The 22,570-nt window shown below is 72.4% G+C and carries 15 protein-coding genes; 8 read left to right on the plus strand and 7 right to left on the minus strand.

Features of this window, described 5'->3' with window-relative positions; all coding sequences use genetic code 11:
• Positions 1 to 152 precede the first annotated feature (152 nt).
• The 5 genes from FDO69_RS38805 (at position 153) to FDO69_RS38825 (ending at position 8,894) form a co-directional block, all read left to right on the plus strand.
• A complete protein-coding gene (locus FDO69_RS38805) occupies positions 153 to 668 on the plus strand; it encodes a DUF6912 family protein (RefSeq protein WP_104788419.1) in 516 nt (171 codons plus the stop codon).
• 127 nt (positions 669 to 795) lie between these two features.
• Entirely contained in the window at positions 796 to 1,461 is a 666-nt protein-coding gene (locus tag FDO69_RS38810; protein WP_104788422.1) for an HAD family hydrolase, read from the plus strand.
• Positions 1,462 to 1,919: 458 nt separating this feature from the next.
• Positions 1,920 to 6,872, plus strand: a complete 4,953-nt coding sequence (locus tag FDO69_RS38815; protein ID WP_104788424.1) for an NAD-glutamate dehydrogenase — start codon at positions 1,920 to 1,922, stop codon at positions 6,870 to 6,872.
• A 113-nt stretch (positions 6,873 to 6,985) separates the two neighbouring features.
• Complete coding sequence (locus FDO69_RS38820; protein ID WP_104788427.1) at positions 6,986 to 7,444, plus strand: GtrA family protein; 459 nt, start codon at positions 6,986 to 6,988, stop codon at positions 7,442 to 7,444.
• A complete protein-coding gene (locus tag FDO69_RS38825; protein ID WP_104788429.1) occupies positions 7,428 to 8,894 on the plus strand; it encodes a hypothetical protein in 1,467 nt (488 codons plus the stop codon). The genes FDO69_RS38820 and FDO69_RS38825 overlap by 17 nt, the downstream gene beginning before the upstream one ends.
• Positions 8,895 to 9,156: 262 nt before the next feature.
• Here FDO69_RS38825 and FDO69_RS38830 read toward each other — a convergent pair whose 3' ends face one another.
• The 4 genes from FDO69_RS38830 to FDO69_RS38845 form a co-directional block, all read right to left on the minus strand.
• On the minus strand, positions 9,157 to 10,803 hold the full coding sequence (locus FDO69_RS38830) for a glycosyltransferase family 2 protein (RefSeq protein WP_104788432.1): 1,647 nt from the start codon (positions 10,801 to 10,803) through the stop codon (positions 9,157 to 9,159).
• On the minus strand, positions 10,800 to 13,001 hold the full coding sequence (locus FDO69_RS38835; RefSeq protein WP_104788435.1) for a CDP-glycerol glycerophosphotransferase family protein: 2,202 nt from the start codon (positions 12,999 to 13,001) through the stop codon (positions 10,800 to 10,802). The genes FDO69_RS38830 and FDO69_RS38835 overlap by 4 nt, the downstream gene beginning before the upstream one ends.
• A gap of 78 nt (positions 13,002 to 13,079) precedes the next feature.
• A complete protein-coding gene (locus FDO69_RS38840) occupies positions 13,080 to 13,910 on the minus strand; it encodes an ABC transporter ATP-binding protein (protein WP_104788437.1) in 831 nt (276 codons plus the stop codon).
• Complete coding sequence (locus FDO69_RS38845; RefSeq protein ID WP_104788440.1) at positions 13,903 to 14,817, minus strand: ABC transporter permease; 915 nt, start codon at positions 14,815 to 14,817, stop codon at positions 13,903 to 13,905. The genes FDO69_RS38840 and FDO69_RS38845 overlap by 8 nt, the downstream gene beginning before the upstream one ends.
• A 183-nt stretch (positions 14,818 to 15,000) precedes the next feature.
• Here FDO69_RS38845 and FDO69_RS38850 point away from each other — a divergent pair, with 183 nt between their 5' ends.
• Complete coding sequence (locus FDO69_RS38850) at positions 15,001 to 15,627, plus strand: TetR/AcrR family transcriptional regulator (protein ID WP_104788443.1); 627 nt, start codon at positions 15,001 to 15,003, stop codon at positions 15,625 to 15,627.
• A gap of 72 nt (positions 15,628 to 15,699) precedes the next feature.
• On the opposite strand, the gene galE is transcribed toward FDO69_RS38850, so the two are convergent.
• On the minus strand, positions 15,700 to 16,680 hold the full coding sequence (gene galE / locus FDO69_RS38855; RefSeq protein ID WP_104788446.1) for a UDP-glucose 4-epimerase GalE: 981 nt from the start codon (positions 16,678 to 16,680) through the stop codon (positions 15,700 to 15,702).
• 78 nt (positions 16,681 to 16,758) lie between these two features.
• Positions 16,759 to 19,467 carry a glycosyltransferase gene (locus tag FDO69_RS42565; RefSeq protein WP_234388289.1) on the minus strand — a complete coding sequence of 903 codons (2,709 nt, stop codon included), beginning with the start codon at positions 19,465 to 19,467 and terminating at the stop codon, positions 16,759 to 16,761.
• 169 nt (positions 19,468 to 19,636) lie between these two features.
• On the opposite strand from FDO69_RS42565, the gene FDO69_RS42570 reads away from it, so the two are divergent.
• Entirely contained in the window at positions 19,637 to 21,598 is a 1,962-nt protein-coding gene (locus FDO69_RS42570; RefSeq protein WP_234388293.1) for a glycosyltransferase family 39 protein, read from the plus strand.
• On the opposite strand, the gene FDO69_RS38880 is transcribed toward FDO69_RS42570, so the two are convergent.
• Entirely contained in the window at positions 21,525 to 22,043 is a 519-nt protein-coding gene (locus tag FDO69_RS38880) for a MarR family winged helix-turn-helix transcriptional regulator (RefSeq protein ID WP_104788448.1), read from the minus strand. The two genes, FDO69_RS42570 and FDO69_RS38880, sit on opposite strands and share 74 nt — an antisense overlap.
• A gap of 96 nt (positions 22,044 to 22,139) precedes the next feature.
• Here FDO69_RS38880 and FDO69_RS38885 point away from each other — a divergent pair, with 96 nt between their 5' ends.
• On the plus strand, positions 22,140 to 22,553 hold the full coding sequence (locus FDO69_RS38885; protein ID WP_104788450.1) for an organic hydroperoxide resistance protein: 414 nt from the start codon (positions 22,140 to 22,142) through the stop codon (positions 22,551 to 22,553).
• Positions 22,554 to 22,570 lie beyond the last annotated feature (17 nt).

The following is a 22,570-nucleotide window of genomic DNA, read 5'->3' on the forward strand; positions in this document are numbered from 1 at the left end:
TCCCGGGGCGGGGCTCGAAAGGGGACGCCCCGCACGTATCCTGAAGACCTTCCGGAGCCGTGACGAGAGAGCCGGGAGCCGTGCCGAGAAAGCCCGGAACCGTGCCGAGAGAGCTCCGATCACGACCATCACGACCACGAAAGCGGCCCCCCATGCGTGTCTACGTGCCCCTGACCCTCACCGGCCTCGCCGAGGCGTACAAGACGGGTGAGCTGGGAAGTGGGCCGTTCGTCGCCTATGCCGTGACGCCGGGACTGCGCGAGTGGTACGTCTCCGACGACATCGAGGAACTGGAGTACGCGGCGCTCGGCCGGGCCGCGCTGGCCTCGCTGCGCCTGCTGGCGGCCGAGCCCGAGGCGCCGCGGCGCCGGGTCGTCATCGCCGTCGACGTCGCCGACCGGGCCGTGAGCGCGGACCCCGAGCGGGGGTTCGAGCCTGAGGCGCTGGGGGAGGTACGGGTCGCGGGCCCGACGCCGCTCGGCAAGGCGGCGTCGGTGCACGTCGACGCGACGGACGCGGAGGCCGATGTGGCGGCGGCCGCCGAGGCGCTGCCGGCGGCGGACGGCGGGGACGACGACGCACAATTCACCGTGGACGGGGCGGAGGACCACGAGCTGCTGTGGTTCGCCACCCAGGAGATCGCGAACCTGGTGGGCCGCCGGGACTGAATCCGTCGCCGGGGCGTGGCGGGGACTGATTCCGTCGCCGGGGCGTGGCGGGGACCGAACCCGTCGCCGGGGGCGCGTTGAGGCGCCGGTCTCTTGATTGTCAGTGGGGGCGGGTACGTTTTCGGGCATGGGGATGAAGACGGGCGCGCACATTGTCTGGGACTGGAACGGGACGCTGTTCCACGACATCGACGCGATCATCGGCGCGACGAACGCGGCCTTCGCCGAGCTGGGCCTCGAGCCGCTGACGCTGGAGAAGTACCGGGAGCTGTACTGCGTACCGGTGCCGAAGTTCTACGAGCGGCTGATGGGGCGGCTGCCGACCGAGGCCGAGTGGGAGGCCATGGACGACGTCTTCCACCGGTACTACTCCGAGCACCGGACGTCGTGCGGGCTGACGGCGGGGGCCGTGGAGCTGCTGGCCGGATGGCGCTCGGCGGGCCGCAGCCAGTCGATTTTGAGCATGTACGTGCACGAGGAGCTGGTTCCGCTGGTGCGGGGATTCGGCATCGAGCCGCACTTCATACGGGTGGACGGGCGGACCGGGCCGTCGGGGGGCAGCAAGGCCGAGCACATGGTGCGGCACCTGGCGTCGCTGAACGGGGTGGCGCCGGAGCGGACCGTGGTGATCGGGGACGCCGCGGACGACGCGGTGGCGGCGCTGCACGTCGGGGCGCGGGCCGTGCTGTACACCGGCGGATCGCACAGCAGAGTGAGTCTCGAAGCCGTCGGTGTTCCTGTCGTGGACACGCTGGAGGAAGCGGTCGAGGAGGCGGAGCGTCTCGCGGCGTGACGGGCCTTCCTGACCGGAACCCGTAGCGGCACTGTGCAGAACGTCAAACTTCCACGGCTGGTTTTGTACACATACGGCTCATGACGGAGCCCCTGTGAGGAGCGATAGCCTTGGTGGCGTGATCAGCGCGATAGTTCGCGGGGACGTCGTCGTCCCTGCCCTGCGCCCGGAAAGCACGGACGACATCCGTGACCGGGCGGCGGTCGCTGGTCTTCGCGGGCGGGACGTGCCATTCAGGACTCCCGGGACGCCGAGCATCACCCGTACCCGAGCGTCGCAGAGAGCAGCGTCACACCGGTGGCGCAGCTCAAAAATGGCTCAGACACCCCCGCTCATCTCGCCTTGCGGCATAGCGTCGGAACAGACCGGATACCCCGTGTCACGACGTGAGGTCGTCAGCGCAGAGGCCGTACTTCCTTCTACGTCACGCAACGGCGCGCGACAGGAGCCAGAGGACAATGCAGACCAAGCTGGACGAAGCCAAGGCCGAGTTGCTCGAGAGGGCCGCCCGGGTAGCTGAGAACAGCCCGGTCGGGGGGCACCTACCGACCGGGTCGACGGGCGAGGAGACCCCAGACGCCCAGAAGGCCCCGGACCGCGAGACCCTCCACACGTTCCTCCAGCGTTACTACCTGCACACGGCACCGGAGGACCTCACCGACCGCGACCCGGTCGACGTCTTCGGAGCTGCCGTATCGCACTACCGGCTGGCCGAGAACCGCCCCCAGGGCACGGCCAACGTGCGGGTGCACACGCCCACGGTGGAAGAGAACGGGTGGACCTGCAGCCACTCCGTGGTCGAGGTCGTCACCGACGACATGCCCTTCCTCGTCGACTCCGTCACCAACGAGCTGACGCGGCAGGGGCGCGGGATCCACGTCGTCATCCACCCGCAGTTCGTCGTGCGACGCGATGTCACCGGCAAGCTCATCGAGGTCCTCTCGACCCCGGCGACCGGAGACCTTCCGCACGACGCGCACGTCGAGTCCTGGATCCATGTCGAGATCGACCGCGAGACCGACCGGGCGGATCTGAAGCAGATCACCGCCGACCTGCTGCGCGTGCTGTCCGACGCCCGTGAGGCCGTCGAGGACTGGGGCAAGATGCGGGAAGCGGCGATCCGGCTGGCGGAGGGGCTGCCGGACGAGCCCATCCCCGGCGATCTGCCCGGACCCCAGGTCGAGGAGGCCCGCGAGCTGCTGCGCTGGCTGTCCGACGACCACTTCACCTTCCTCGGCTACCGCGAGTACCAGCTGCGCGACGACGACTCGCTGGCCGCCGTGCCCGGCACCGGGCTCGGCATACTGCGCGCGGACCCGCACCACGCGGCCGAGGAGAGCCACCCGGTCAGCCCCTCGTTCGAGCGGCTGCCCGCCGACGCCCGGGCCAAGGCGCGCGAGCACAAGCTGCTCGTGCTGACCAAGGCGAACAGCAGGGCGACCGTGCACCGGCCGTCTTACCTGGACTACATCGGCGTCAAGAAGTTCGACGCCGACGGCAACGTCATCGGCGAGCGCCGCTTCCTCGGGCTGTTCTCCTCCGCCGCGTACACCGAGTCCGTGCGCCGGGTCCCGGTCATCCGGCGGAAGGTCGAGGAGGTCCTGGAGCGCGCCGGGTTCTCACCCAACAGCCACGACGGCCGCGACCTGACGCAGATCCTGGAGACGTACCCGCGCGACGAGCTCTTCCAGACCCCGGTCGACGAGCTGCGCTCCATCGTCACCTCCGTCCTCTACCTCCAGGAGCGCAGGCGCCTCAGGCTCTACCTGCGCCAGGACGAGTACGGGCGCTACTACTCCGCCCTCGTCTACCTCCCGCGCGACCGCTACACCACGGGCGTCCGCCTGAGGATCATCGAGATCCTCAAGGAGGAGCTCGGCGGCATCAGCGTCGACTTCACCGCCTGGAACACCGAGTCGATCCTGTCCCGGCTGCACTTCGTGGTCCGGGTCCCGCAGGGCACCGAGCTGCCGGAGCTGTCCGACGCCGACAAGGAGCGCATCGAGGCCCGGCTGGTGGAGGCCGCCCGCTCCTGGGAGGACGCCTTCGCCGAGGCGCTCAACGCCGAGCTCGGCGAGGAGCACGCGGCCGAGGCGATGCGCCGGTACGCGCACGCCTTCCCCGAGGGCTACAAGGCCGACCACAACCCGCGCGCCGCGGTCGCCGACCTCGTCCACCTCGAGCAGCTGAACGCCGAGGCGGACAAGGACTTCGCGCTCAGCCTGTACGAACCGGTGGGCGCCGCCCCCGAGGAGCGCCGCTTCAAGATCTACCGCACGGGCGACGCCATCTCCCTCTCCGCCGTCCTGCCGGTCCTCAACCGGCTCGGTGTCGAGGTCGTCGACGAGCGGCCCTACGAGCTGCGCTGCTCGGACCGCAGCGTGGCCTGGATCTACGACTTCGGTCTGCGCATGCCCCGCGCGAACGGCAGCGGGGACCACTTCGGCGACGACGCCCGCGAGCGCTTCCAGGACGCCTTCGCCGCGACCTGGACCGGCAAGGCGGAGAACGACGGCTTCAACGCCCTCGTGCTGAGCGCCGGGCTGACCTGGCGCCAGGCGATGGTGCTGCGGGCGTACGCGAAGTACCTGCGCCAGGCGGCGTCGACGTTCAGCCAGGACTACATGGAGGACACCCTCCGCAACAACGTCCACACCACCCGCCTGCTCGTCTCCCTGTTCGAGGCGCGGATGTCGCCGGACCGGCAGCGCGCGGGGCACGAGATCGTGGACGCGCTGCTGGAGGAGCTCGACGCGGCCCTCGACCAGGTGGCCTCGCTCGACGAGGACCGGATCCTCAGGTCCTTCCTGACGGTCATCAAGGCGACGCTGCGGACCAACTTCTTCCAGGAGGCCGCGGGCGGCAAGCCGCACGACTACGTCTCCATGAAGTTCGACCCGCAGGCCATCCCCGACCTGCCGGCACCCCGCCCGGCCTTCGAGATCTGGGTGTACTCGCCGCGCGTCGAGGGCGTGCACCTGCGCTTCGGCAAGGTCGCGCGCGGTGGTCTGCGCTGGTCCGACCGGCGTGAGGACTTCCGCACCGAGATCCTCGGCCTGGTCAAGGCGCAGATGGTGAAGAACACCGTCATCGTGCCGGTCGGCGCCAAGGGCGGCTTCGTCGCCAAGCAGCTGCCCGACCCGTCCGTGGACCGGGACGCCTGGATGGCCGAGGGCATCGCCAGCTACAAGACGTTCATCTCGGCGCTGCTCGACATCACCGACAACATGGTCGCGGGCGACGTCGTGCCCCCGGCCGACGTCGTCCGGCACGACGAGGACGACACCTACCTCGTCGTCGCCGCCGACAAGGGCACCGCGACCTTCTCCGACATCGCCAACGGGGTCGCCGAGAAGTACAACTTCTGGCTCGGTGACGCCTTCGCCTCCGGCGGCTCCGCCGGCTACGACCACAAGGGCATGGGCATCACCGCCCGTGGCGCCTGGGAGTCCGTCAAGCGGCACTTCCGGGAGCTGGGCGTGGACACCCAGTCCGAGGACTTCACGGTCGTCGGCATCGGCGACATGTCCGGTGACGTGTTCGGCAACGGCATGCTGCTCTCCGAGCACATCCGCCTGGTCGCGGCCTTCGACCACCGGCACATCTTCATCGACCCGAACCCGGACGCCGCCACCTCCTACGCCGAGCGCCGCCGTCTGTTCGAGCTGCCCCGCTCCAGCTGGGAGGACTACAACACGGAGCTGCTGTCGGCCGGCGGCGGCATCTTCCCGCGCACGGCCAAGGCGATCCCGGTCAACGCCCACATCCGCGAGGCCCTCGGCATCGAGGCCAAGGTCGCCAAGCTGACCCCGGCCGACCTGATGAAGGCGATCCTCCACGCGCCGGTGGACCTGCTGTGGAACGGCGGCATCGGCACGTACGTCAAGTCCTCCGCCGAGTCCAACGCGGACGTCGGCGACAAGGCCAACGACGCCATCCGCGTCGACGGCAAGGACCTGCGCGTCAAGGTCGTCGGCGAGGGCGGCAACCTCGGCCTGACCCAGCTCGGCCGGATCGAGTTCGCGCTGCAGGGCGGCCGGATCAACACCGACGCCATCGACAACAGCGCGGGCGTGGACACCTCCGACCACGAGGTGAACATCAAGATCCTGCTCAACGGCCTGGTCCGGGACGGCGACATGACCGTCAAGCAGCGCAACAAGCTGCTCGCCGAGATGACCGACGAGGTCGGCCACCTGGTGCTGCGCAACAACTACGCGCAGAACACGGCGATCGCCAACGCCCTGGCCCAGTCAAGTGCCATGCTCCACGCCCAGCAGCGCTTCATGAAGCACCTGGTCAGGGAGGGGCACCTCGACCGGGCGCTGGAGTTCCTGCCCACCGACCGGCAGATCCGCGAGCGGCTCGCCCAGGGCCAGGGCCTGACCGGCCCGGAGACGGCCGTGCTGCTGGCGTACACCAAGATCACGGTCGCCGAGGAGCTGCTGCACACCACGCTGCCGGACGACCCGTACCTGAGCACCCTGCTGCACGCGTACTTCCCGAAGGAGCTGCGCGAGCAGTTCCCCGAGCACCTCGTCTGCCACCCGCTGCGCCGTGAGATCACCACGACCGTGCTGGTCAACGACACGGTGAACACCGGCGGTACGACGTATCTGCACCGGCTGCGCGAGGAGACCGGCGCGTCGCTGGAGGAGATCGTGCGGGCGCAGACCGCGGCCCGGGCGATCTTCCGCCAGTCCCCGGTGTGGGACGGGGTCGAGGCGCTCGACAACAAGGTCGAGGCCGAGGTCCAGACCCGCATCCGGCTGCACGCGCGCCGCCTGGTGGAGCGCGGCACGCGCTGGCTGCTCAACAACCGGCCGCAGCCGCTGGAGCTCGCCGGGACGGTCGACTTCTTCGCCGACCGGGTCGAGCAGGTCTGGGGGCAGCTGCCGAAGCTGCTGCGCGGCGCCGACCTGGAGTGGTACCAGAAGATCCACGACGAGCTGACCGGCGCCGGCGTCCCGGAGGAACTCGCCACCCGGGTGGCGGGCTTCTCCTCGGCCTTCCCGACGCTCGACATCGTCTCGATCGCCGACCGCATGGGCCGCGAGCCGATGGACGTCGCCGAGGTCTACTACGACCTCGCCGACCGGCTGCGCATCACCCAGCTCATGGACCGCATCATCGAGCTGCCCCGCGCCGACCGCTGGCAGTCCATGGCCCGTGCGGCGATCCGCGAGGACCTGTACGCGGCGCACGCGGCGCTGACCGCCGACGTCCTGGCCGTGGGCAACGGCACCTCGACGCCCGAGCAGCGCTACAAGGCGTGGGAGCAGAAGAACGCGGCGATCCTCGGCCGGGCCCGCAGCACGCTGGAGGAGATCCAGAGTTCCGACGCGTTCGACCTCGCCAACCTGTCGGTGGCGATGCGCACGATGAGGACGCTGCTGCGGACGCACTCGTAGGGCGTACGGCGTGACGGGCGCCCCGGGCCGGTTCCGGCCCGGGGCGCCTCTTCTTGGCGTGCCTTAGGGCGATTCGACTGGAGGACTTACCCGATCCGGCTAAGGCTTGGGACGTGACTCTCAACGTCTCCGAGGAGCGGGTGGCCGCCCCCGCCCGCCCGGCCAGGCGCGTCGTCCTCGAAGTGGTGCACTTCGCGCTGGTCGGCGGCAGCGGCGTCGCGGTGAACTTCCTGGTGTTCAACGTGCTTCTGCACGGGCTGCACCTGGCCGCCATGGCGGCGACCGTGCCGGCCAGCCTGATCGCCATGGGCAGCAACTACCTGGGTTTCCGGTACGTCACCTACCGCGACCGGGCGTCCCGGACCCGGCGTCAGATCGCGCTGTTCTTCGTCCTCAGCACGATCGGCGTAGCCATGGAGAGCGGGCTGTTCTACGTCGGCTACCACGGCCTCGGCATGGAGGGGCCGCTGGAATCCAACGCGGTCAAGGCGCTGTCCATCGTGCTGGCCTCCGCCTTCCGTTTCCTCGTCTACCGGACCTGGGTGTTCCCGCACGATGCGCGCCCTGCCTAGGCCGGCCGTCCTCGCCGCGTGGCTCGCTGCCTCGGTGGTCGTCCTGCTGCTGCTCCTGGTCATCGTCCGGCTGCCCTGGGCAGGGGACCTCGGGATGCACGCCGCGACCGTCCAGCGCCTGCGGCACGACCTCGTCGACCCGGGCAATCCGCTGGTCGACGCGGACACGCCGAGCCCGTACTACTCGCCCTGGATGCTGGTCCTCGGGTGTGTGGCGCGAGTGACCGGCCTGTCGGTCTTCGTGGTGCTGCGACTCGGGGCGCTCGCCGGGCTCGGGCTGCTGGTGACAGGGGTGTGGCGTCACGTGCGCACCCTGACCGGTCATCGTGCCGCGCCCGCGCTGGCCCTGCTGAGCCTGCTGTTCCTGTGGGGGACGGCCGTCTTCAAGTGGAGCGGCTTCTACGGGCTCAACTCGCTGGCGCTGACGGTGCCGTATCCGAGCCTGTTCGCGCTCGGGTTGGCGTTCCACCTCTGGGCGTGGCTGGGGCGGGTGGCGCGGAAGGGCGCCGGGTGGGGGGTGTGGCTCGGGCTCGGGGTGCTGTGGGCGGTGATCCTGCTGTGCCACCAGTTCTCGGGAGTGGTGGCTTCGCTGGGGGCGGCCGCGACGGTGGTCGCCGCCCGGCCGGACCGCGCGGCGTGGCTTCGGCTCGGCGGCGGTCTGGCGGTGGGGTTCGGGGTGCTGGCGCTGTGGCCCTATTACGACTTCTTCGCGCTGTTCGGGGAGGGTGGCGGGCTCGAGGCGGTGCACCGGCCGCTGTACGACGATCTGATCGGGCGGTACTGGCTGGCGCTGCTCGGGGTGGTGGCGCTCGGGGCGCGGTGGTGGCGGGACCGCTGGGATCCGCTGGTGCTGTTCTTCGTCCTGGGGGCCATGCTGGTGACGGCCGGTGGGGTGAGCGGGCACTGGTCGTGGGGGCGGGCCCTGCCGGCGGCGCTGATCCCGGCGCAGCTCGCGGTCGCCGTGGAGGTGTGCGAGGCGGGGTGGCGCGGGGTGCGGGTGGGGTGGGCGTGCGTGCTGGGCGCTGCGCTGGCCCTGGGGGCGTGGACGCAGGTGGGGACGGTCGGGTACGTCGTGCAGCGGGGGGATCTTCCGGAGGCCGTCGCGGAGAAGTACCGGCGGCCGTGGACGGGGTACCAGTGGATGACGCCCTGGGTGAAGTACGGGGATGTGGTGATGGCCCGGGAGGGGCGGCCGGCGCGGCAGATCCCGGCGTACGGGGCGTACACGGTGGCGCCCGGGTATCCCGACTTCTTCCTCGCGGATGAAGGGCGTCGGGTGGGGGATGTGCGGCGGTACTTCGCGGATGGGACGTCGGAGGAGGAGCGGGCGGCGATTCTGCGGGAGTACGGGGTGCGGTGGGTGATGGCGGGCACCGGCATGCGGGGTGCCGGGTTGCGGGAGGTCGCTCGGGGGCCGGAGGGGCAGGTGCTGTACGCGGTGGTGCGTTAGCGGGTGCTGCGGGGTGTGGCTGAGGCGGGGTGGGTCCGCAGCCCGGCGCAGCGGGGTGCCGCTGCGCCCACCCGTGCCGCCCCTAGCGGCACGCATGCCCGCAGCTAGGGCGGGCGGCGGAGTGGCGGCGCGGATGCCCGCGGCTGCGCCGACAGCGGGCACGCATGCCCGCAGCTAGGGCGGGCGGCGGAGTGGCGGCGCGGATGCCCGCAGCTGCGCCGACAGCGGCACGCGCGCCCGCAGTCGGGTGGGTAAGCGGCCGCTACTTCAGTGCGCTCGCCACCAGCCGCACCGCCCGTTTCACTCTCGGGCGGGCCAGTTTGCGTACCGTTGGGCGGATCAGGGCCGCTGTTACGCCCAGCGGCTCCCAGCGGACCTGGAGGCGGCCCGGGGTGTGGCCCTCCGGTTCCACCGTCAGGTGGTGGGAAGGGACGCGGGTCGTCAGGGCCGGGAAGGCCAGGGGGGCCAGCAGCAGGCCCGTGTGGGACAGGCCCTGGTGCTGGAGGCGGAGCAGCGGGTGGCGGATTCCCGCGAAGCCCTGGAGGGGGAGGGGGGCCGCCGCGAGGTCCAGGTGGGCGTGGCCCTCGAAGAGGCCGGGGCGGACGGGGGAGAGGCGGAAGTGGACGTGGAGGCGGCGGCCGCCCGGGGCGATGAGGAGGGTCGCGCGCTGGGGGCCGACGGGGAGCCGCAGCGCCGGGTCGTAGGTGCGGATCGTGAGGTCGATCGAAGCGCCCGGGCCCCGGGTGATCTCCTTGATCTCGTGGCGGAACTGGGCGCTCGGGAAGGGCCGGGTCTCCAGCTCCAGGTCGGCGACGCTCAGTTCGCGGCGTGACCACTCCGACTCCGGGACCCGCTCCCCCCAGTAGGTGCGGCCTGCCGCGTCGGCGGTCACGGTCCTCGGGCCCACCGCGTGGCCCAGGCCCCGGGCGGCCAGGCGGGCCTCCGGCAGACGGCGGTCGCGGATCAGCTGGATGACGACGCGTTCGGCGCGCGGGAGGCGTGCGAAGGCGCCCGGCGCCAGTGTGTCGAGGTAGGGCGTGACGATGTCCGCGAAGGACGACACCCAGGCGTCGTCCCGGTAGGGCAGGTCACCGGCGTACATCCGCAGGTCGTGCTTGAGGAACTTGTGGTCCTTGTCCTCGCGCAGCGACTCGTGACCGCTCTCGGCCAGGAACGCGTCGATGAGGTGCTGGACGTGGACCCGGTCCCGGACGTTGGCGAGCCTGTGCCGCTGGTTCGATATCGAGGCCGTCTCGGAGGTCGCGAAGGGCGCCACGTACCAGCGGTAGACCGGTTCCGGGATGATCGTGAAGCTCGTGGCCAGGCAGTACGCCTGCGCCGAGAACAGCTGGTCCTCGTAGTGGATGCCCTCGGGGAAGCGCAGGTCGTGCCGGTCGAGGAAGGCGCGGGCGTACATCTTGCTGGTGGACAGGTGCTCGAAGAACAGCCGCGGGTCGGCCTCGATGCCGTCGAGCGTGCGGCGCTCGGCGACCAGGTGCGGCATCCATGTCGAGCGGCGGCCGTTGTCCACACGGACCCGCTGCACCGCCCCCATCGCGAAGTCGACCTCGCGTTCGCGGTGCGCGGCGAGCAGCAGTTCCACGGCGTTGTCGGGGAGTTCGTCGTCGCTGTCGAGGAACATCAGGAACGGCGCCCGCGCGATCTGCAGGGCGCGGTTGCGCGGGGCGCTGCAGCCGCCGCTGTTCCGTTCCAGGCGGAGGTGCCGCACCCGGGGGTCCTGGGCCGCCAGCCGCTGTGCCACCGCCGGGGTCGCGTCCGTGGAGTGGTCGTCGCTGATGATGATCTCGAGGTTGGCGTGGGTCTGGCGGCGCACCGAATCGACCGCGCGGGTGAGCCGTTCGGCGTCGTTGTAGACGATGACCGTCACGGTGACGTCGGGGGCGCTCATGCGGTCGCCTCCTGCGGGGTCGGGGCCGGGGTGCGCTCCTCGATCGGCAGCACGGGAGGCAGGTCCCGTTCGTCCTGCCCGAGGAAGACCCGGCGGACGACGCGTTCGGCGGCGCGGCCGTCGTCGTACTCGCAGAACCGGCGCCGGAAGACGGCCCGGGTCTTCGCCGCGCTCTCGTCGCGCCAGGCCTCGGTGGTGAGGATCTCCGTCAGCTGCTGCTGGGTGCGGGCGACGGGGCCCGGGGCCTGGTCCATCAGGTCGAAGTAGACGCCACGGGTCGTGCGGTACGTCTCCCAGTCGTCGGCGTGGATCACGATCGGCCGGTCGAGGTTGGCGTAGTCGAACATGATCGAGGAGTAGTCCGTGACCAGGACGTCCGCCGCCAGGCACAGTTCCTCGACCGGGTCGTAGGAGGAGACGTCGATGATCCGGCCGGTGCGGCGCAGGTTGGTGAGCGGGGAGGCGGCGCCGCCGTAGAAGTAGTGCCCGCGCACGAGCATGACCGTGTCGTCGCCCAGGCGGTCGGCGAGGGCGGCGAGGTCCAGGCGCGGGGTCCAGCCGGCCTCGTAGTCGCGGTGGGTGGGCGCGTACAGGACGGCACGGCGGCCCGGGGCGATGCCGAGGCGGTCGCGGACCGCGCGGATGTCGTCGGCACCGGCGGTGTAGTAGACGTCGTTGCGCGGATAGCCGTGGTCCAGGGAGACGTAGTGCGACGGGTACGCGCGCTCCCACATGCGGGTGGTGTGGCTGTTGGCCGAGACGCTGAAGTCCCACCTGTCGATGCGCTCCAGCAGCGCCGGGAAGTCCAGGCCCTGCGCGGCGGCCGGGAACGCCATCTGGTCGATGCCCATGCGCTTCAGCGGCGTGCCGTGGTGGGTCTGGACGTGGATCGCGTCCGGGCGCTTGACCACCGCGTTCGGGAAGTTGACGTTGTTGACGAGGTACTTGGCGGTAGCCAGCACCTCCCAGTAGCGGCGGCTGCCGGGCACGACGTGGTCGGTGCCGGGCGGCAGGAGGGCCGCGTTCTCCTCGGTGACCACCCACACCGCGTGGATCTGCGGGGCGAGTTCGGCGAGCTTGGCGGCGATCGCGGCGGGGTTGCAGGCGACGCCGCGGTTCCAGTACGCCGCGAACACCGCGAGGTGCGGGTTGACGGGACGGCCGAGAGCCCTGCGGTACTGGTGGTCGCGGAGTCTGGCACCGGCCTGGCGCTTACGGGCCCGTACGGCCGATCTGGCGTTGCGGCGGGCGCGGTTGACGGCCTGGAAGGCCCGGTACTTCGCGTAGGCGTCCTCCTCCAGCAGGGAGCGGCGGACGCCTTCGAGCCCGGCCGGGCGGCGGTAGCCCTCGGGCCGGCGGCGCAGGGCGGCCAGGGACGCCCGGCGGAAGAACTCGCGCGCGACCTCCTCCGGCATGCCGCCGCGCGCGAAGGTGCGCAGGCAGTCGCGGACCATGACGTCGTAGAGCACGGTGTGCGCGGCGCGCCGGTCCCGGGTGAGGTCGAGGAGGGACTCGTAGCGCTCGACGAGGCCGTACCGCTGCTCGGGGGGGACCGGGGGCAGGCTCGCGGGCCGCAGCCTGCGGTCCTCGTAGGCGACGTGCGGCAGGCAGGCGACGCGGTCGGCGAGCAGCAGGGCGGCCAGGGCGGCGTACGGCTCGTCGTCGGTCCTGAGCCGCGACTCGTGCGCCCGCCAGAACTCCGCGCGCAGCACGCGGGTGCCGAGCAGTGGGGTGAGTCGCAGCAGGGGCGCGCAGTCGTCGAGGGCGACCTCGGCGCGGCCCGCCCCGGCGAGGAGCGGGCCGTCGGGGGAGGGCATGCCGGAGGTGTGCCAGGTACTGCGGACGTGGTCGAGCAGGAGGACGTCGACCTCGCCGGGGAGCTCGCCCACCCGCTCCGCGATCGTGCGCGGGGTGCCGGCGGGCAGGCCGTCCTTGGCGTGCACGAAGTGCAGCCAGCGGCCGGAGGCCCGGGACGCGCCCGCCGCCCGGGCCGCCGCGTCCCCGGTGCCGTCCGGCAGCGGCACTACGTCGACCGCGCCGTCCGGGGTGTGCCGCTCGGCCGTCTCCCGGGCCCAGTCGCCCACCGCGGCCACGATCACCTCGGCGTCCGGCTGGGGGTGAGCGGCGAGGGAGTCGAGGAGTTCTGTCAGATGGTCCTGAACGTTCGGCCCGTGGACGATCACACTGAGCTCGGTCATCCCGGGGCCCCCTCTCACAGCTGCACCGTATGCGGTCATGCTGCCATCAATGAGACAAAAGGGCCGACCGGGTGGGCCTCACGAGGGAACGGCGACCTTCGGTTGGGGTTTCGGCTTCGGCGCCTTGTCGCCGGTGAACGCCTCGTACTCCTTGAGGACGTCCTCCGTCGGTCCGTCCATGCGCAGCTCCCCGCGTTCCAGCCACAGCACCCGGTCGCAGGTGTCGCGGATCGACTTGTTGTTGTGGCTGACCAGGAACACCGTGCCCGCGTGCTTGCGCAGCTCGCGGATGCGCTCCTCCGAGCGCTTCTGGAAGGAGCGGTCGCCGGTGGCCAGCGCCTCGTCGATCAGCAGGACGTCGTGGTCCTTGGCGGCGGCGATGGAGAACCGCAGCCGCGCGGCCATGCCGGAGGAGTACGTCCGCATCGGCAGGGTGATGAAGTCGCCCTTCTCGTTGATGCCCGAGAAGTCGACGATCTCCTGGTAGCGGTCCCTGACCTGCTCGCGGGACATGCCCATGGCCAGGCCGCCGAGGTGCACGTTGCGCTCGCCGGTGAGGTCGTTCATCAGGGCGGCGTTGACGCCGAGCAGGGAGGGCTGGCCGTCGGTGTAGATGTGGCCGTTCTCCACGGGCAGCAGGCCGGCGACGGCCTTCAGCAGGGTCGACTTGCCCGAGCCGTTGGTGCCGATCAGGCCGATCGCCTCGCCCCGGTAGGCGACGAAGGACACGTTCTTCACGGCGTGCACCCGGCGCACGCCCGAGGCCTTCTCGGTCTGCTTGCGGCGCACGATGCGGTTGAGGGCGGCGGTCGCGGAGCCGCGTCCGGCGCCGGTGCCGTTGACGCGGTAGACGATGTCGACGCCGTCGGCGACGACGGTGGGGATCTTCTCGTTCGGGTGCTCAGCCACGTCCGTACGTCTCCTCGGCCTTCCAGAAGTAGATGAAGCCGCCGACTCCGGCGACCAGCGCCCAGCCCACGGCGAGCGGCCACACGTGGTGCGGGAGCTGCCCCGCGTGGAAGCTGTCGATCAGGGCGAAGCGCATCAGGTCGATGTACACCGCGGCGGGGTTGGCCGCCAGCGCCACCTTGACGATGTGCGGCAGGTGGTCGTTCTTGGCCAGCTTGTCGAGGCTCCACATGACGCCCGAGACGTACATCCAGGTGCGCAGGATGAACGGCATCAGCTGTGCGATGTCCGGGGTCTTGGCGCCCCACCTCGCCATGATCATCGAGACGCCGGCGTTGAAGGTGAACTGCAGCACGAGGGCCGGGAACGCCAGCAGCCAGGAGGCGGACACCGGCACGCCGAAGCAGAGCAGGATGACGATCAGCGCGGCCATCGAGAACAGCAGCTGCTGGAGCTGCTGGAGGCAGAAGGAGATCGGCAGCGCGGCGCGTGGGAAGTGCAGGGCGCGGACCAGGCCGAGGTTGCCGGAGATGGCGCGGGTGCCCGCCATGATCGAGCTCTGCGTGAACGTCCAGATGAACACGCCCGTGACCAGGAACGGGATGTAGTCCGGCACTCCGTGCTTGGTGCCGAGCAGCACGCCGAAGATGAAGTAGTACACCGCCGCGTTCAGCAACGGGGTCATCACCTGCCAGACCTGGCCGAGCTTCGCCTGGCTGTACTGGGCGGTGAGCTTGGCGGTGGCGAACGCGGTGATGAAGTGGCGGCGGGCCCACAGCCGGCGGACGTACTCGGGCAGGGAGGGCCGCGCGCCGCTGACCGTGAGGCCGTGGCGGGCGGCGAGGGCCGCGAGGTCGTGGTCGGCCGGGGCCGGGGGCTGGGGCGGTGTGTCGAGGACCGTACTCACATCCGCTGCTTTCGCTCGGGGGTGTGTGACCAGGGGGCCGCGAAGAGCGAGGGGCGGGGTGGTCTTTCACCGGACTCTTCACGAATTCTTACGTCGGGACGGGACCGTATCGTCGTAACGGGAGCGTACGTCGGACTGACGTCGGAACGCAACCGTTTCGTCGTGACGCCCTATGCTGTCGGCATGACGACGAACCCGGACGAGCCCCAGCAGCCCCCGCGTCGCCGGGCCCCCGCGGGGGCGGCCGTACTGCGGGAGGACGTGACGGAAGCGATCCGGGCGGCCGTCTTCGAGGAGCTCGCGGCCGTCGGGTACGCGCGGATGTCCATCGAGGGGATCGCGCGCCGGGCGGGGGTCGGGAAGACGGCGGTGTACCGCCGCTGGCGCTCCAAGCTGCACCTGGTCCTCGACATCGTCTCGGCGCTCGCCGTGCAGGGCCTGCCCGCGCCGGACACCGGCTCTCTGGAGGGCGACCTGCGGCTGCTCTACGAGGTGACGTCCCGCGCGCTGCGCCACCCCGTCGCCTCGCAGGTCATCCCCGACCTCCAGGCGGAGGCGGCCCGCAACCCGGACATCGCCGAGGCCATGCAGAAGGCCCTGCGGGAGGGCCAGGACGGCGTCGCCACCGGCATCGTGACGGCGGCGGAACGCCGCGGCGAGCTGCGCGAGGGCATCGATCACGACCTCGCCCTCGACCTGATCTCCGGCCCCCTCTACTGGCGCTCGGTGGTGATCCGCAGCCCGAAGCTCCCGAAGGGGTACCTGGGCGCCCTGGCCCGGGCCACGTCGGAGGGACTGAAGGCGCTGTAGGACGGGCCCGTGACGGGACCCCGTCCGAGTGAACCCCGTAGGTGCCCCAGGGCTCACTCACGTTCGGGCGGATCAGCCCCGCCGTGCCTCCGGGTGCAGCCGTACCCACCCCTCCCAGGCCGACGTGATCATGTCCTGCACGTCCAGCCGGGCCTTCCAGCCCAGCTCGGTGGCCGCGCGGTCGGCGGAGGCGACCACACGGGCCGGGTCGCCCGGGCGGCGGGGCATGACGGCCGGTGGCCGGTCGTGGCCGGTGACCGCGTTGATGCGGTCGATCATCTCGCGGACGGAGACACCCTCGCCCCGGCCGATGTTCAGCGTGAGGCCGCGGCCGGGGGAGGAGCGCAGGGCCCGGGCCGCCGCGACATGGGCCTCGGCCAGGTCGACGACGTGGATGTAGTCGCGTACGCAGGTGCCGTCCGGGGTCGGGTAGTCGTCGCCGAAGACGCTCGGCGGCGCGCCCTGCGTGAGCTTCTCGAAGACCATCGGCACGAGGTTGTAGACGCCGGTGTCCGCGAGCTCCGGGGCTGCCGCGCCCGCCACGTTGAAGTAGCGCAGGGACGCCGTCGACAGCCCGGTCGCCCGGCCCGTCGCACGGACCAGCCACTCACCGGCCAGCTTGGTCTCGCCGTACGGCGACATGGGCTCGCACGGCGTCTCCTCCGTGACCAGGTCCACGTCCGGCATGCCGTACACCGCCGCCGAGGAGGAGAAGACGAGGGACGGCACGTTCGCCGCCGTCACGGCGTCGAGCAGCACCCGCAGGCCCTCGAGGTTCTCCCGGTAGTAGTGCAGCGGCCGTTCGACGGACTCGCCCACCTGCTTCTTCGCCGCGAGGTGGACGACGCCGGTGACCGAGTGGTCCGCGAGGGTACGGGCGAGCCGCTCGGCGTCCAGGGTCGAGCCCACCACCAGCGGCACCCCTTCGGGCACACGCTCTGCGATGCCGGCGGACAGGTCGTCGTACACCACGGCCCGTTCGCCCGCCGCCGTCATCGCCCGTACGACGTGCGCGCCGATGTAGCCGGCGCCGCCGGTGATCAACCAGGTCATGTGCGGCCGTCCCCTCGTCAGTTGGCCCGTGGTGGTGCTGCGCGCTGATCCGTGTGGTGTGTCGCTGTCGACGTGCCTTCAGTGAAGCAGGCGGCGCAGCCGTCGGCGTACGACCGACAGCACACCGCGTACGCCGGGAGCCACCCGCAGCGCCAGTGCGCCGGAGTGCGTGCAGTACGGCTGTACGAGTACCACGCCCTGCCGGCCGCTCGGGACGACGGTGCGGCGCAGCAGACCGGCGCCCTTGAGCGCGTGCACCGTGACGTCCCGGCTCGCACCGTCGCGGAAGCGGACGCGAAGGCGCAGGTCCCAGGTGCCCGCGCCGAGCGCGGCCAGTGCGGCGAGGTCGACGGCCGTCTCCGCCGACCAGGTGGCCTCGCAACCGTCGGGGGCGGCGGCCCCCCACGCCTCGGGGCGCGCCCCCGCACATGGCGCGAGCGCGGTCCCCGAAGTGTCGGGCTGCGCCCCCGTACGCGGCGCGAGGGCGGTCTCCGAAGCCTCGGGCTGCGCCCCCGCACGCGGCGCGAGGGCGGTCCCCGAAGCCTCGGGCTGCGCCCCCGTACGCGGCGCGAGGGCGGTCTCCGAAGCCTCGGGCTGCGCCCCCGCACGCGGCGCGAGGGCGGTCCCCGAAGCCTCGGGCTGCGCCCCCGTACGCGGCGCGAGGGCGGTCTCCGAAGCCTCGGGCTGCGCCCCCGTACGCGGCGCGAGGGCGGTCTCCGAAGCCTCGGGCTGCGCCCCCGTACGCGGCGCGAGGGCGGTCTCCGAAGCCTCGGGCTGCGCCCCCGTACGCGGCGCGAGGGCGGTCTCCGAAGCCTCGGGCTGCGCCCCCGTACGCGGCGCGAGGGCGGTCTCCGAAGCCTCGGGCTGCGCCCCCGTACGCGGCGCGAGGGCGGTCTCCGAAGCCTCGGGCTGCGCCCCCGTACGCGGCGCGAGGGCGGTCTCCGAAGCCTCGGGCTGCGCCCCCGTACGCGGCGCGAGGGCGGTCTCCGAAGCCTCGGGCTGCGCCCCCGTACGCGGCGCGAGGGCGGTCTCCGAAGCCTCGGGCTGCGCCCCCGTACGCGGCGCGAGGGCGGTCTCCGAAGCCTCGGGCTGCGCCCCCGTACGCGGCGCGAGGGCGGTCTCCGAAGCCTCGGGCTGCGCCCCCGTACGCGGCGCGAGGGCGGTCTCCGAAGCCTCGGGCTGCGCCCCCGTACGCGGCGCGAGGGCGGTCTCCGAAGCCTCGGGCTGCGCCCCCGTACGCGGCGCGAGGGCGGTCTCCGAAGCCTCGGGCTGCGCCCCCGTACGCGGCGCGAGGGCGGTCTCCGAAGCCTCGGGCTGCGCCCCCGTACGCGGCGCGAGGGCGGTCTCCGAAGCCTCGGGCTGCGCCCCCGTACGCGGCGCGAGGGCGGTCTCCGAAGCCTCGGGCTGCGCCCCCGTACACGGCGCGAGCGCCACGCTCGCGCCCCGGACCACCACGTCACCGTCGTCCCGGTGCCGCCACTCCACCTCCACCGCCTCCGGACCCGCCTGCGCCACCCGCCCGTACAGCTCGTGCAGGCGCAGCCGCAGCCGGGTGCCCCGCGCGCCCGGCCGCAGCTCCCCGTCGACGGCGAGCGGCAGCGCCCGCACCGGCCGGGCCCGCAGGGGCTCCAGGGACACCTGCGGGAGCCGTTGCGACCAGACGGGCGTGCCGTCCGCGGCACGGGCGTACGGCGGGCACAGGCGGGCCGGGCGGGCCGCGAGCTCCCGCAGCCGGGGCAGGTCGCACGGCTCCGGGGAGGCCAGGACGACCCGCCCGGCCAGCCGGCCGGGAGCGGCCGGGTTGCGGGCCCAGTCGTCGGCGTCGTACTCCGCGAGGTGCGCCCGCGTGAGCTCCCACCATGCGCGCCGGTACACGGCGTCGCGCAACACCAGTTCGCGCACGTACATCCGCAGGTCGTGGTCGAGGAACTTGGCGCGCACGGCCCGCGCGAGTTCCTTCTGCCCGGCGCCCAGCAGCACCTCGTACGCCTGCCGGCACGCCTCCGTACGGGCCCGCCAGTTCTCCACACCGGCCCGGTCCAGGGAGATCGACAGCCGCCCGGCGGACCGGCGCACGTGCCAGACGTAGACCCGGTCCGGGACCAGGGCGATGCGCGGGGCCGCGGCCAGCACGCGCGCGGTGAAGACGACGTCCTCGTACGGGAAGCGGCCCTCGGGGAAGCGGATGCCGTGCGCGCGCAGGAAGTCGGTGCGGTAGAGCTTGTTGACGCAGAGCGTGTCGTGGACCAGGCGCGGTCGCCGCGCGGGGTGCGGCACCACGGCGTGCAGCGCGTAGAGGCGCTCCTGCCAGGGGATTTCGAGCCCCGACGGCAGCTCCCGGCGTACGCACAGGCCGCCCGCGACCTCCGCGTGCGCGCCCTCGGCCGCTCGGAGCAGCGCCTCGACCGCGCCGGTCGGCAGGATGTCGTCGCTGTCCAGGAACATCACGTACGGCGAGGTCACCGCGCCGAGCCCGGTGTTGCGGGGGGTGCCGCAGCCGCCGCTGTTGACCCGGCGGCGGATCACCTTCAGGCGGGGCTCCGAGGCGGCGAGCCGTTCCAGCAGGCCGGCGCTGCCGTCCTTGGAGCAGTCGTCGACGGCCACCACCTCGCGCACGACCGGCCCCTGGCCGAGCGCCGAGCGCACGGCGTCCGTCACATGCGCGGCGTCGTCGAAACCGATCACCACGACGGCGACCTCGGGGGCGAGCTGCTTCCCGGCGTCCGTACCGCTCACACTCCGGGTCACCTTCCGGGTCTCGCTCTCGGTCTCACTCTCGGCACTCATCACGACGGATCGTAAGCCGGGCGAATGACATGAAAGGGATAACACACCATCAAACCTACGCGAAGCCCCTGATTCAGCACAGAATCGGGCCGTGAAGAGCGGACAGTCGACGGGGAGCGGCAGGTTCGCCACGAGGGCGCTGCCCGTGGCGGTCCCCGTGGCGGTCCCCATGGCGGTGATGCTCGCGATCGGGCTGTGGGGACTGGACCGCGGCGGTATGTGGGGAGACGAGAGCGTCACCTTCCAGGTCGCGCAGCGCACGGTCCCGCAGATCTGGAGGCTGCTGCACGACGTGGACGCGGTGCACGGCCTGTACTACCTGTTCATGCACGCCGTCCTCACCGTCCACCCGGACGAGGTCGTGCTGCGCCTGCCGGCGGTGTGCGCGGCGACGGTGACCGCCGGCCTGGTCGCGGCACTGGGCGTCCGGCTGGCCGGGCCCCGGGCCGGCCTGGGGGCCGGTGTCCTCTACGCGATCACCCCGATGACCGGCCACTACGCCCAGGAAGGACGGTCCTACGCGCTGGTCGCGGGGGGTGTGGCAGGGGCGACGCTGCTGCTCCTGAGGGCCGTGGAGGGGGCGGGCGCCCGGGCCTGGTGGGGGTACGGGACGGCCGTCGCCCTGACCTGTGCGCTGCACGAGCTGGCGGTGCCGGTGCTGGGCGCGCACGCGCTGACGCTGGCGCTGCTGCGGGTGCCGAGGAGGGTGTGGTCCTGCTGGGGGCGCGCGGCGGGGGCGGTGGCACTGCTACTGCTGCCGCTGGTGTGGGTGTCGCAGGGGCAGGCCGGGCAGGTGGCGTGGCTGGTGCCGCCCGGGTGGGACCGGGTCGAGAGGCTCGCCCGGAACTTCGCTCCCGGTCCGGCGGGGCCGGTGTTCTGGGGCGCGCTGCTGCTGATGGCCGTGGGACTCCGGGAGCGGCGCACGGCCGCGGTCGCGGTGCCGCTGCTGCTCGTGCCGCCGGGGATCCTGATGACCGTCTCGCAGGTCCGGCCGCTTTACCACGACCGGTACGTGCTCTATTCGCTGGCGGGCGCGTCCCTGCTGGTCGCGGCCGGGGCCGGGCGAGTGGGCCGGGCGCTGGGACGGGCGGGGTGTGACGGGCCCCGGGTGCGGTTCGGTAAGCGGTGGGTGGGGTTCGGCGGTCGGCGGGTGCGGGTCGGCGGGCGGCCGGAGGGGTTCGGCGGTCGGCGGGTGCGGGTCGGTAAGCGGTGGGTGGGGTTCGGCGGGCGGCGGGTGCGGGTCGGCAAGGGGCGGGTGGGGGTCGGCGGTCGGCGGGTGCGGGTCGGCAGGCGGCGGGTGGGGTTCGGCGGGCGGCGGGTGCGGGTCGGCAAGGGGCGGGTGGGGTTCGGCGGTCGGCGGGTGCGGGTCGGTAAGCGGTGGGTGGGGTTCGGCGGTCGGCGGGTGCGGGTCGGCAAGGGGCGGGTGGGGTTCGGCGGTCGGCGGGTGCAGGTCGGCGGTCGGCCGGTGCGGTTCGACGGTCGGCGGGTGCGGTTCCACGGGCGCCGGGTGGGGTTCGGCGGTCGGCGGATGCGGGTCGTCGTGGGCGTCACCGGCGTCCTCGCCCTCACCGGCACCTTCCTGGTCCAGCTCCCCGTGTACCGCAAGGACCGGTCCGCCGCCCACCGCCCGGACAACCTCGCCGTGGTCTCCGCGCTCGCCGTCCGCCAGATGCGCCCCGGTGACCCGGTGCTGTTCCTGCCGTCGGTCGGCAGGCTCGCCGCGCTGGCCTACCCGATGGGGTTCCGGCGCACGCGGGACATCGCGCTGCGGGAGTCCGCGCCCCGCTCCGGGACGCTGTGGGGCCGGGAGGCGACCCCCGGGGAACTGCGCCGCCGGCTCGCCTCGGTGGACCGCGTCTGGGTCGTCGCCGAGGCACACGTGCTGAACCCGCGCTGGTCCCCGGCCGATCCGGTCGAGCGGACCAAGCTCGCCGTCCTGAGAACGGAGTTCACCGTCCGGGAGGAACACACCCGGGACGGGGTGGTCCTCCGCCTCCACGTCCGGCGGCAGCCGGGCGACGAACCCGGTGTGCCGGCCGGCATCCCGCCCGGTGCGGCTACGACGGCCCGGTCGCCGGCGAGCCGCCCTGCGGCTCGGCGAGCGCCGCGGCCGCGTCGAGTGCGGTGGTGAGCTCGTCGATGCGGGCACGCAGGACGCGGACCTCCTCGGGGCCGAAGCCGGTCGAGGACGCGATCCGGCGCGGCACCTGAAGCGCCCGCGCCCGCAGCGCCACGCCCTCCTCGGTCAGCCGCACCTCCACCGACCGCTCGTCGCGCGCACTGCGCTCCCGGCGCACCAGACCGGCCGCCTCCAGCCGCTTGAGCAGCGGCGACAGCGTGCCGGAGTCGAGGCGCAGATGCTCGCCGAGCTTCTTCACGGGCAGCTCGTCGTGCTCCCACAGCACGAGCATCACCAGGTACTGCGGGTAGGTGAGGCCGAGGTCCTTGAGGATCTGGCGGTAGACGCCGTTGAAGGCGCGGGAGGCCGCGTGCAGGGAGAAACAGATCTGCTGGTCCAGGCGGAGCCAGTCGTCGTCCGGCGTGTTCATGCTCCCAGGATAGCTCGCGCCCGCCATTCAATTGCACACAACTGAATTGTGTGCTCTAATTCTGGATGTCGGGCGGCCCGGAAGCGGGCCGCCGAACGTTGACGTGAGAGGGAAGGGTTTTCCATGGACGCGCTCTACACCGCTGTCGCCACCGCCACCCACGGCCGTGAGGGCCGGGCCGTCAGCTCCGACGGCGTGCTGGACCTCGCCCTGGGCATGCCCCAGGCGCTGGGCGGCAACGGCCAGGGCACCAACCCCGAGCAGCTCTTCGCCGCCGGTTACGCCGCGTGCTTCGGCAGCGCCCTCGGCCTCGTCGGCCGCGCGGCCAAGGTCGACGTCAGCGACGCCGCCGTGACCGCCGAGGTCTCCATAGGCAAGCAGGGCGAGGGCTTCGGCCTCGCCGTCGCCCTCCGCGTGGAGCTGCCCGACAGCGTGGACGAGGCGACCGGCCGCAAGCTGGTCGAGCAGGCCCACCAGGTCTGCCCGTACTCCAACGCCACCCGCGGCAACATCGAGGTCGACCTCGTCATCGAGTAGGTCTCAAGGACACCGGA

It is taken from the genome of Streptomyces tibetensis (assembly GCF_007655005.1).
Classification (GTDB): Bacteria; Actinomycetota; Actinomycetes; order Streptomycetales; family Streptomycetaceae; genus Streptomyces; species Streptomyces tibetensis.

What these genes read in the sequence shown, in the direction of transcription:
- FDO69_RS38850 (WP_104788443.1), top strand. Translation starts at nt 15,001, where the DNA reads ATGACGACGAACCCGGACGAGCCCCAGCAGCCCCCGCGTCGCCGGGCC.
- FDO69_RS38805 (WP_104788419.1), top strand. Translation starts at nt 153, where the DNA reads ATGCGTGTCTACGTGCCCCTGACCCTCACCGGCCTCGCCGAGGCGTAC.
- FDO69_RS38830 (WP_104788432.1), bottom strand. Translation starts at nt 10,803, where the DNA reads ATGAGCGCCCCCGACGTCACCGTGACGGTCATCGTCTACAACGACGCC.
- FDO69_RS38880 (WP_104788448.1), bottom strand. Translation starts at nt 22,043, where the DNA reads ATGGCGGGCGCGAGCTATCCTGGGAGCATGAACACGCCGGACGACGAC.
- FDO69_RS38810 (WP_104788422.1), top strand. Translation starts at nt 796, where the DNA reads ATGGGGATGAAGACGGGCGCGCACATTGTCTGGGACTGGAACGGGACG.
- FDO69_RS38835 (WP_104788435.1), bottom strand. Translation starts at nt 13,001, where the DNA reads ATGACCGAGCTCAGTGTGATCGTCCACGGGCCGAACGTTCAGGACCAT.
- FDO69_RS42570 (WP_234388293.1), top strand. Translation starts at nt 19,637, where the DNA reads ATGGCGGTGATGCTCGCGATCGGGCTGTGGGGACTGGACCGCGGCGGT.
- FDO69_RS42565 (WP_234388289.1), bottom strand. Translation starts at nt 19,467, where the DNA reads ATGAGTGCCGAGAGTGAGACCGAGAGCGAGACCCGGAAGGTGACCCGG.
- FDO69_RS38885 (WP_104788450.1), top strand. Translation starts at nt 22,140, where the DNA reads ATGGACGCGCTCTACACCGCTGTCGCCACCGCCACCCACGGCCGTGAG.
- FDO69_RS38815 (WP_104788424.1), top strand. Translation starts at nt 1,920, where the DNA reads ATGCAGACCAAGCTGGACGAAGCCAAGGCCGAGTTGCTCGAGAGGGCC.
- FDO69_RS38825 (WP_104788429.1), top strand. Translation starts at nt 7,428, where the DNA reads ATGCGCGCCCTGCCTAGGCCGGCCGTCCTCGCCGCGTGGCTCGCTGCC.
- galE (WP_104788446.1), bottom strand. Translation starts at nt 16,680, where the DNA reads ATGACCTGGTTGATCACCGGCGGCGCCGGCTACATCGGCGCGCACGTC.